Here is a 9,128-nt window from a genome sequence, read left to right on the forward strand (position 1 = left end):
GAACGAATATTTCGTTCAATTCTTCATCTAATCCTGTAGTATATTTTATAAAGATATGCTCTATAGTGTAATCTTTTGTATCAAAATCAACCTTTTTCTTTTTCTCCTCAATTTGTTTCTCAATAAAGTCTAAATTAATCGACATACGATTCGCTCCTAATAAGAAAATATCTAAATCCTTGGTTATGAATGTAGACTCAGAATCTCCGATGGAAAAGCTTCTAAATACATTTTTCGAATTGAGTCTTTCAGGTGCATCGATGGAATCATATAGTCGATATTAGTCCGAATGAGATATAACTTATTATTCTCAGTATTTTAGACTTAATGTGCATTCTTGATGTCCGCTTACCCGACTTAGGTTTCCATCATTCAACGTCTGAGAAGAGGGCGGAAGCCGCCCGTCTGTCTCATATTCTTTGACCAGGCACGCCTACGGGGTGAGTGGGCAGTTCATTCCTAGGCTATGATGAATGCAAAGCAGACTCAAAGCCTAGAAAGCAGATTTTACCTTACGACTTTGACCCTGCCTTCAGATCGGCCCGAACTTTGATGAGCCAGAAAATCAAAGATAGTCCGACATGCGTAATGTCACCACTCGGCGGCTTGCACCACGTTGGACACGGAATGTTACCTCTTCTCCTGCGGAAGCATTGAGCTGCCTGATTACGTTTGCAGGTTCTGATGTCTCGATTACGTCCCCAGGAATAAGGCCAGCGTCAGCAGCAGGACTCTGTGAACCGACATCATCAACATGCAGGCCATGGTCAATCTCGCTGACGGCCAAACCCGAAAGCGCACAGCGATAATCTGGGGCAGGAAGACTGTTCCGGCGCAGCCAGAGTGCATCAGCATCAAGATCAAAGCCAATGTTGAAGCGACGCAGCGTTGGTAGTCCGATAAGGCCGTCGGAAATATCAGTGTTGCGGTCAGTTGAGAGTAGTAGAGCTAGTGGACGTTCAAACAGGACGCCTCCAAAACTGAGAGTATCGACACGAACGATGCGTCCGCCTTGCGCTACCGGTGCATAAGGGCGAGCATCGGTCCAGAGACCAAGGTGTTCCGCCATAGAACGATTCAGGCGGACAAAGCTCTCGCCACCTGTATCGATCACGCAGCGCACTGGGCTGCCATTCACCTGAGCTGCTGCCGTGATCATAGGAGAAAACCCAGGCTTTGCATCGACAGCAAGAGCCTTGAGACGTGTGTAATCGGAAAACGTGGGTCGACTATCGTTCCAGACACACCATTGCAGGGCGTCGAAATCCAGCAAACAGGGCCTCGTCGTGACAAGGCCTGACGAAATGCTTCCAGAGATGCCGTCACCAAGAACCGAGCCAGGCACTGCGACAAACCGAACGTGATGTTGAACTATGATACCGCCAATTGTCAGCTCTGGCGCAACGAAAATTCGGTGGAGGACGGGCGTCCCAGCTACACCAATGCGTAGATCGCCTGCCTCAGGCAAGCCAAGGTCTCGTGCGACTGACTCATTGATAAGGCTCATGGCACCTCCGGAATCAATCGCAAAGGAACCACCCATTCCGCCAATATTGACTCCGATTGTCACACGACGTCCGATTAGCTTTATAGGTGCGACAAGCGGTTTTGCCGCCGCCCGGGTCAGACGCGGAAAAACCAACGCAGTGGCAGACCCCGCAAGGACTGATCTTCGACGGATGTCCACGGAAGATACTTTCAACAGATCGCGATACTTAGATTTTAGCATTTGACGAACTGTTTGGCCGCGAAAAAACTCGCCCTCCAAAAATATTCATCTCTTCTGAAATGCCTTGGACGAAGACGGAAGCGACCAGTTTGTCTATCCAAACGGGTTCCTGATAATCGCCATATCGAAAATGGACAGTCCATCCTGCATGTCTTCTGACAGTACCGTTTCCAGACCATTTTCGATGGCACACGCTAAAATCATGCTGTCATAGGTCTGCAAGCCATAACGGCGTACAATTGCCCACCCCCTGGCATAAATACCTGTCGTTAGGTCATGTACGGTTGTCAGACTTCTGATGTCTGCAATCAGCTCTCCAATATCATCCAGAGACAACTTCGTTTTACGACGCAACGTATTCGTCATCTCGTTCAGCGATTGGACAGAGATATGACAATCCGTATGGCGGAGAACATCTTCAGCGATCCGCATCTTTTCCACATCCTGCTCCATGCACGCATAGAGCAGGATATTGGTATCCAGAAGAACGTGCATATTCAGTCTTGCGGACGCTCAAATCGGAAGTTTTTAGGCAGTTTCCGACCAATTGTTTTCAAAGACTGCAAGGCTTCTTCATGGCTTTTCAGACGAGAAAAGACCGCCTCGACATTGTCCCCCTCCTGCAAACCAAGCTGACGGACGATATGTGCGGGAATACGAACAGCGAGGCTGTTACCCCATTTTGAAACCTGCATGTCACTCTCCGTTTGTGGATATACATATCTATAATTTAGATATCCATTTTACCACAAGGAAAGTCAGACTAAGACCGACCCTTGACCTGACCGGAACGTTAGCCGCTGGTTCCCGGACAGTTCAACGCCCATGATGCGAGGTGATTGCCGGGAGGGTACGACTTCAGATATTGGAGATAAGAGGAAAGGAATTTTATGTATCATTGGGATTGCTAAACATGCGCTTTGGCATCATTCCTAAGAACACGTCCATGGATACATGTAGGAAATTGCGGTCTGCTATTTCCTGTAAAGCTAGAGATACTATTAGGTTTGAGAAGGCATTGGCGTCTTCAGCCATTCTGTTTGAGTAAGTTCAAATTCATATTCGTGACTTTTTGCTCCTTTAAAGAAGTCTGCGTCATGAATTGTTCTGACCTGTTTGAAGCCCAGTTTGTGTAGCAGGGCGATAGAGGCGTGATTTCTCGTATCAACAAAGGCGCGTGCGATTTTGATGTCGGGATTGTAGAAAATAGTTGTGAGGGTGCTCTTCATGGCTTCTGCTGCGATACCTTGACGCCAGTAGAGAGGGAAGACGTGATAGGCAACAACCGCTTCCTCTGCCGTCAGTGTCGCTTGCGTATACCCAACAGCCTTCTGATCCACACCTTGCCTGATGATCCAGTTCAGCCAGATTTCGGTGCCATTTGAATTCCCGCCCGAAGACAAAACAACATACCTGTCACGAAGAGCTTTAAGACTTATTGGTGGTTCATCAGGAATGAATTGATAGGCGCGATTATCAGACAGTCCTGAAAACATATCTTGTGCATCTTCAGGACATAAAGGCTCTAACTTAATCTTTGTTGTATCGCTCATAGCCTTTTTCCCAAATAAAAATCTGGATATTGAATAGCTTCGACTGTTGTTTGCAGATTGGTGAGATCGATACCGCTCAGATATGTCGTTGCCCCCTGACTCTTGTGGCTGGATTCATGACCTAACAGGGCATCAATCCAGATTTCGCGAATGTCGCTTTTCTGATTGCGCAGAAGTGTTGACACTGTATGCCGGAAACCGTGGAACGTAACAGCCGGAGGAAGGTCCATTATCATTTTGTAGCGTGAGAATGCCCGGCTGAAGTCAGCGCCCCGGTTTCCGTCCCGTGAGTCTTTAAGATCAGAAAAAAGGTATTTCTGATTGGCTTTTTGAAAAGCCAGGAGACCCCAGCTCAGTAGGGTGGAGTGAATGGGAACAATGCGTTCTCCTGCTTCAGTCTTGGGGGACCAGTTGTCTTCTGGATGGGCACAAATCCGGAAGCATGGAACACCCTCCACGTCTTGGATGTCTTCATTTCTCAGGTTGCTGATTTCGCCAAGTCGCATACCGCTGTAAGCAGCAACCATCGTGATACCCATGAAGGTCTCGTTGGGAATACTGCCCACTGGCCAAGGGGTATTAACGAGCTTATTCATTTCTTCCTGTTTCCAGGCCCGACGCGATATTTGGTTGGACAGGTCGAAATTCCATCTGCTCCATGGATTTTTTTCAACCATGTCCCGTCTTAGAAGGTCATTCCAAAGAGAAGACAGGCGCATGAAGTGGTTTTTTACCGTCTTTGTGCTTAGCAATGGCACATCCTGAGAAGCTGCACGGTCTATCTCATCTTGAAAAGAGAGGTTGCGGCGCTTGCCATGTGATGCCGGAAGGGAAAAGAGAACGTCGCGGAAATCCCCTGAGACTTTGCCATCAATCTCACGGACGGGAAGATCTCCAAATGCCTGTACGAAAAGTGCGACAGTTCTGCTCGTGTCTCGCTGAGTTTCGAGACTTTTGGCGGGTTTGGTGTTGAGAAAACGCTCTAGGGCCGCCGATAGTAAAAGAGGTGAGGGAGCCTTTGACTGTAGTTTGGTTTGATTTTCGGCGACTATGGGGAGTGCCTCTTCGGAATAAGGTGTTGGAGACTGCGATGGCGGTCGGGATGCTGTAGTTTCAATGGTTTTTGTGAAGGTTGTAATGAGAGTGTTATGGAGGCGGTCAATTTCGCCTCTTAGGACTTTCTTCTCGGCGGAAGAAATTTGTAGTCTCTGAGCGAGATCTTCCATAGATTTTAAAAGTCTTGCTTGAAAATTTTCCGCAACTATTACAACTTCTTTAATACCCGACATGAGGCGATCTAAATATTCAGCTTGTTGCATAACTATTTTTTGATATTTTACTTCTACTTCTGCCCTTGCGTTATGGACCTCTGCTATTCTGAGGGTTTCATGTATTTCTATTGTATCCTCTAATACTCTTATTATTCCTTTACAGACATCAAGGTCTGTTTTGAAGACATATTTCTCGTTAATAGATTTGATTTCTTCAGGTGAGAAAGTGAGCGTTTTAGAGGACTGCTTTATATCGCTCACACTTAAAAGTCCTTCAAACAGGTCAGTCATTTGTCCGTGCAGTTCTGCTGCACGGCGTCGCGCCTCGACTTTGCCTGCTCTTCCCAAGGAAATCCAGATTTCGCTTTTACCAAGAATCGGGCGCAAGGGGACTGGGACGACGCGTCGAAAATGGAATCGCGAGCCGACAAGTTTGAGCATAAAACTTCTCCAACTTTGGAGAAGAGCTTTGGAGAACCAACCCACTTGTTATGGGTCATATCCTCGTATTTCCAATGAAACCAGAGGGTTATGTGGTGCGAGCTGCGGGACTCGAACCCGCACGCCCTTACGGACTCGAGATTTTAAGTCTCGTGCGTCTACCATTCCGCCAAGCTCGCACACGCCTCATGCTGCTCGCAGCAGGGCGGTCCCGTTTTGGCTCAGCCAGCGTTCCGCTGCAAGACGTCCTGTGCGTCCATTTGTGCAAAATCTGTCAACTAAGCCCCAAAAAGCAGCGCTGTGGTCAAAATGTTGAAGATGAGCGAGTTCATGGATCACGACGTAATCTCGAATTTCCAGCGGCGTCATGACCAGACGCCAGCTCAACATGATGCGTCCTTTTCGGGTGCAACTGCCCCATCGAGACCGGACTTCCCGCAAATCGACGCGGGACGGCACAAGCCCCATTCTTTTACTGTGAAGAGCAACAGCCTTTGAGAGGCGCTCTTTGGCCAGGCTGTGAAGAAAGTCTCTTACGCGACGTTCGGTATGAGCGGCATCTCCGCTGACATGAAGGCCATCTGAATCCAGCCATGTGCCGCGGCGGGCATCTGGCTCATGCAGAATGGGAACTGGAAATCCTTCGATCATGACTTCGTGCCCGTCAGCCAGCACACGTTTTTCAGGCAGGGTAGCGAGAGAGGACGTAATCCAGTCCATATGCTGATGGACGAACGCAAGACCCTGCCGCTGGCTGATGCGCTCCGGCATTGTAACAACGACACTGCCGTCTTGAGCATCAATGCGGAGGGTCATGCGGCGTGCACGAGGCGAACGTCTCCATACGAGAGGGACGGTCGGCGGAAGCATGGGGTTAGCCGGAGCGTTTTCTGGAGACGCAGGCCGGAGCGTTCGCGGGCCATTCTCCTGGCCATGCGGCAATGTAGTTCTCCAGTGGACCAGCGCGGCGTTCACTCACGCAACGCCCTCCCGCAGAAGCGCCAGCCATTAGAACGCTGTCGCGTGTCCCGGAGCGCAGAGGATGCCATTCAGGCAAATCAAATCCGTCACGCAGCAATCGATAGGCGCAGCTTGGAGGAAGCCAGTCGATTTCGGCTAGCAGTTCAGGAGTTAATGTGACGCAGTCCGGCACCTTACGATGGCGTTTTGGATAGTCTGTGCAACGGCAGGTCTGCGTGTCCAGAAGTCGGCACGCAACGGTCGTGTAGACGATCTCGTCCGTATCTTCGTCACGGAGCTTGTTCAGGCAACAACGCCCACACCCATCACAAAGGGATTCCCATTGTTCGGACGTCATCTGATCTAGCGGCGTGGTCTGCCAGAAAGGAGAAACTGAAGTCATGGCCGATCCAGTATCACACAGCCGAGGGACAACAGAACCGCTATTGTCAGGGAAAGCAGGGCAGCAGGTAAAAGCAGAGGAAGCCAAATCAGTTTCAGGCGCATCGTCAAATCCGCTCCCAGGCCGATTGCCGCACGCGTTGTCCCCATGGGGAGCCCAAGTAACGTTGCCCCAAACGGCATCATGATGGCTGGGGAAATCAGAATGCCTTGGACAAGGTCATAATGCCGGCCGACAAAGCTCAGACCAGCGCGCTGGAGTTCAGGAAGCGCAAAGGCGAGCGCCGGACCAGGCAGTAAAACCAGCAGGCCGAGAAGGCGTACGTGTCTGGCAGGCAAAAGACGCATCAGCAATGTGATGACGCCACAACCAAGGAGGAGACCAAGTATAATGGCGGGCAGGTGAAGCCGCATGGAAATGGCCATCATGGCTTGCTGCTGCCGTACCAGTCCTGAAACTGCTGTTCCAGCTGATCGCCATATTTGGTCCAGAACGCATCATTGACGGACAGGGCAGTTCCTCCCGGATCCAGAACGCTTTCGGGCATGTCGTTCAGGTGAGGAGACTGAGTATGTAACTGGGTCAGGGTTTTCTGTGCTGCGGTTTCCGGATTGTTGGCCGGGATTGCCCAATAAAGTGCGGTGCTAAGAGTTTGATCTGGCTGCGCGACAAAAAGAGAAGCCGCTGGCCCCGCTTTGACTTTCATGCTGACGCTGGAAATTTCTGTCATGGGGGCGCTGGTCATGAGCGCGCTGCTTTGCTCCATGATCCGGGCCGCATCATCGGGTGTTTTCCACCACACAATATAAGGTCGAAGCAGATCCAGTTTGTGAAACGCCCGGCTGATCCCGGCTGGCGTTGAAAGCGCGGTATAAATGTCCCGAGAGTCTATGCCATCTGCAAGCAGGGCAATTTCCAGCGTTGTTCGCGCACCAAGATAAAGACCGCGTCGTCCTGGATGACGCGCTACATCCCAGAAGTCTTTCCAGTTGGGGGCGGCAGGGAGGCGGGAGCGATCCCATGCAAGTGCCATGATTGTCTGGCCTCCGGGAAGGCCACATCCCGTAGTGCCTCCGAGAGGATGAACCCAGCCTTTTTGGCACGCATCTGTAAGCTGACTGCCGTTTAGCAGGATAGCGGCCCAACTTGGGGTCGATGAATGAACGCCTGAATCCAGTGTTGTTTTTTGACCATCCCATTCAACCTGCTTCAGGGACTTGTCGCTGGTGATCAAAGCATTCGCAGTCACCGCACCTTCAGGAATAGCCCAGCCCGGGGAAGGGGGAGCGGGTTTTGCTGTGCGACGATGTTTTGTGGAATGGCGCGTAGCCGCTCGCTTGTGTGCGTGTGCCGAGGCTTCTGATGGCGAGAAGACAGAGGCGACGCTATGCCCGACATGGGAAAAGAAATCTCCAATGTCGTCTGACGAATGGACGCCGCTCGCAGATGTTGCGTGTGCATGCAGGTTGGCAGGCAGCACCTGTATCGCAAGCAGACCCGTCAGAAGTGCTGCAGGGCGCATGATACGACCGAGACCCGCCCGGCATCGTGCCGGGAGCGTATGTCGCAGAAAGAAAGCGGGCCGGGTCAGAATGGTGTCCTCAATCAGCATGAAGAGGTCAGGCGCGGATGCCTGACCGAATGCGGCGGCACTTTAATACAGGTCAGCACGAAGCGGAAAGGCCGTTGCATGTCCGGCGGGCCAGGCCAGTTGCGCGGCGGCTCCGGCTCGTGGCAGCTTCTGGGCCTGGAGGGGCGGCCGCCGGAGCTCAATCTCGGTGCCATCCGGGCAGCGCACCCGCATTCTGATATGATCGCCAAGATGAACGCTGTCCGTCACTGTGCCGCGGACAGGTGGTGCTTCTTCATCGTCAAGGCCGAGAGACTGGCTGCCGAAAAAGGGTGAGATCCGATCCGGACGGACGCAGACCAGGCAGGCATGCCCCTCCTGCAGCGTATCGTCGGACGCGAGAGCTTCGACAATGCCACCGCATGCCAACTGCACGCGCGCGACGTCATCGGCAATGTCCAGAACCTGTCCGGTCAGGGCATTGGCTTCACCAAAGAGTGTCGCCACGCCAACATCTGATGGCCGATCATAAAGTTCTGCTGCTGTTCCGCATTGAAGCAGAGCCTGTTCATCAAAGAGGGCAATCTGTCCTCCGGCACGCAGGGCGTCTTCTTTGCGCGTGACGCTTTGCAGCACACTGAGATTTCGCGCTCGTGACAGTTTGGAGAGTAAGGAGGCGATGCGTCTGCCGGCCTGTATGTCCAGATTTGTGTACGGATTGTCGAGCAGCAGAATAGCGGGTGAGGTTACAAGTGCACGGGCCAGCATTGCACGGAATGTCTGCTCGGGATTGAGGTCCTGCGGGGAAAGATTTCCCAGTCCGTCCAGCCCCAGCAGGGACATCATGCGGCCTGCGGCAGCATCGGCTTCTGCACGGCTCTGTCCCTGAGCACGAAGCGCAAAAACAATGTTGCTGCGCGTATCGAGGTGCGGAAACAGCGGATCGCGGGCACTGATCAGGACAATGCTGCGCTGTCCGGCGGGCCGGGATGTAACGTCCGTTTCCTGCACAAGGACGCGGCCGCCCATTGGGGGAGAAAAACCTGCGATCAGGTCTAACAGGCCAGATAACGCAGCCTGGTCTGTTCCATAGGCTGTAACTGTCTCGCCTTCAGAAACCGTCAGGTCGAACGCCTCACCCCGCAGGCCTGCCCGAAAAGCTTCAAGCCTGAGGGCGGGGGCAGACCGCGCTGCGGGGTGA

10 protein-coding genes and 1 tRNA gene are annotated in these 9,128 nt (G+C 52.0%); all 11 read right to left on the reverse strand.

Annotation, left to right across the window (positions count from 1 at the left end; genetic code table 11):
- Positions 1-565: 565 nt before the first annotated feature.
- Positions 566-1,729 carry an aspartyl protease family protein gene (locus ABF979_RS15045; protein ID WP_415560579.1) on the reverse strand — a complete coding sequence of 388 codons (1,164 nt, stop codon included), beginning with the start codon at positions 1,727-1,729 and terminating at the stop codon, positions 566-568.
- Positions 1,730-1,822: 93 nt separating this feature from the next.
- Positions 1,823-2,224 carry a PIN domain-containing protein gene (locus ABF979_RS15050; protein ID WP_007284647.1) on the reverse strand — a complete coding sequence of 134 codons (402 nt, stop codon included), beginning with the start codon at positions 2,222-2,224 and terminating at the stop codon, positions 1,823-1,825.
- Positions 2,225-2,226: 2 nt separating this feature from the next.
- Positions 2,227-2,424, reverse strand: coding sequence for an AbrB/MazE/SpoVT family DNA-binding domain-containing protein (locus tag ABF979_RS15055; RefSeq protein WP_007284646.1), 198 nt, complete (start codon positions 2,422-2,424; stop codon positions 2,227-2,229).
- 306 nt (positions 2,425-2,730) lie between these two features.
- The gene (locus ABF979_RS15060; RefSeq protein ID WP_415560580.1) at positions 2,731-3,282 is read right to left on the reverse strand and encodes a GNAT family N-acetyltransferase; all 552 of its coding nucleotides are present in this window, start codon (positions 3,280-3,282) and stop codon (positions 2,731-2,733) included.
- Positions 3,279-4,994 carry a DUF6538 domain-containing protein gene (locus ABF979_RS15065; protein WP_415560581.1) on the reverse strand — a complete coding sequence of 572 codons (1,716 nt, stop codon included), beginning with the start codon at positions 4,992-4,994 and terminating at the stop codon, positions 3,279-3,281. The genes ABF979_RS15060 and ABF979_RS15065 overlap by 4 nt, the downstream gene beginning before the upstream one ends.
- 93 nt (positions 4,995-5,087) lie before the next feature.
- Positions 5,088-5,173 (reverse strand) — tRNA-Leu (locus ABF979_RS15070).
- Between the two features lie 7 nt (positions 5,174-5,180).
- A complete protein-coding gene (locus ABF979_RS15075; protein WP_415560582.1) occupies positions 5,181-5,810 on the reverse strand; it encodes a M48 family metallopeptidase in 630 nt (209 codons plus the stop codon).
- Between the two features lie 58 nt (positions 5,811-5,868).
- Positions 5,869-6,357 (reverse strand): YcgN family cysteine cluster protein, encoded by a 489-nt coding sequence (locus ABF979_RS15080; protein ID WP_215750984.1) that lies wholly within the window; start codon positions 6,355-6,357, stop codon positions 5,869-5,871.
- Entirely contained in the window at positions 6,354-6,785 is a 432-nt protein-coding gene (locus ABF979_RS15085) for a hypothetical protein (protein WP_415560583.1), read from the reverse strand. The genes ABF979_RS15080 and ABF979_RS15085 overlap by 4 nt, the downstream gene beginning before the upstream one ends.
- Positions 6,782-7,969 carry an extracellular solute-binding protein gene (locus ABF979_RS15090; protein ID WP_415560584.1) on the reverse strand — a complete coding sequence of 396 codons (1,188 nt, stop codon included), beginning with the start codon at positions 7,967-7,969 and terminating at the stop codon, positions 6,782-6,784. Before ABF979_RS15090 ends, ABF979_RS15085 begins: the two co-directional genes overlap by 4 nt.
- A gap of 42 nt (positions 7,970-8,011) precedes the next feature.
- Positions 8,012-9,128: ABC transporter ATP-binding protein (locus ABF979_RS15095; protein ID WP_415560585.1), on the reverse strand; the 1,117-nt coding region annotated here is incomplete at its 5' end.

It is taken from the genome of Gluconobacter sp. (assembly GCF_047723935.1).
Lineage (GTDB): Bacteria > Pseudomonadota > Alphaproteobacteria > Acetobacterales > Acetobacteraceae > Gluconobacter.

Excerpts from the sequence above, each read along its gene's own strand:
- ABF979_RS15045 (WP_415560579.1), bottom strand. The coding sequence starts at position 1,729 with ATGCTAAAATCTAAGTATCGCGATCTGTTGAAAGTATCTTCCGTGGAC.
- ABF979_RS15060 (WP_415560580.1), bottom strand. The coding sequence starts at position 3,282 with ATGAGCGATACAACAAAGATTAAGTTAGAGCCTTTATGTCCTGAAGAT.
- ABF979_RS15050 (WP_007284647.1), bottom strand. The coding sequence starts at position 2,224 with ATGCACGTTCTTCTGGATACCAATATCCTGCTCTATGCGTGCATGGAG.
- ABF979_RS15085 (WP_415560583.1), bottom strand. The coding sequence starts at position 6,785 with ATGATGGCCATTTCCATGCGGCTTCACCTGCCCGCCATTATACTTGGT.
- ABF979_RS15075 (WP_415560582.1), bottom strand. The coding sequence starts at position 5,810 with ATGACCCTCCGCATTGATGCTCAAGACGGCAGTGTCGTTGTTACAATG.
- ABF979_RS15065 (WP_415560581.1), bottom strand. The coding sequence starts at position 4,994 with ATGCTCAAACTTGTCGGCTCGCGATTCCATTTTCGACGCGTCGTCCCA.
- ABF979_RS15080 (WP_215750984.1), bottom strand. The coding sequence starts at position 6,357 with ATGACTTCAGTTTCTCCTTTCTGGCAGACCACGCCGCTAGATCAGATG.
- ABF979_RS15055 (WP_007284646.1), bottom strand. The coding sequence starts at position 2,424 with ATGCAGGTTTCAAAATGGGGTAACAGCCTCGCTGTTCGTATTCCCGCA.
- ABF979_RS15090 (WP_415560584.1), bottom strand. The coding sequence starts at position 7,969 with ATGCTGATTGAGGACACCATTCTGACCCGGCCCGCTTTCTTTCTGCGA.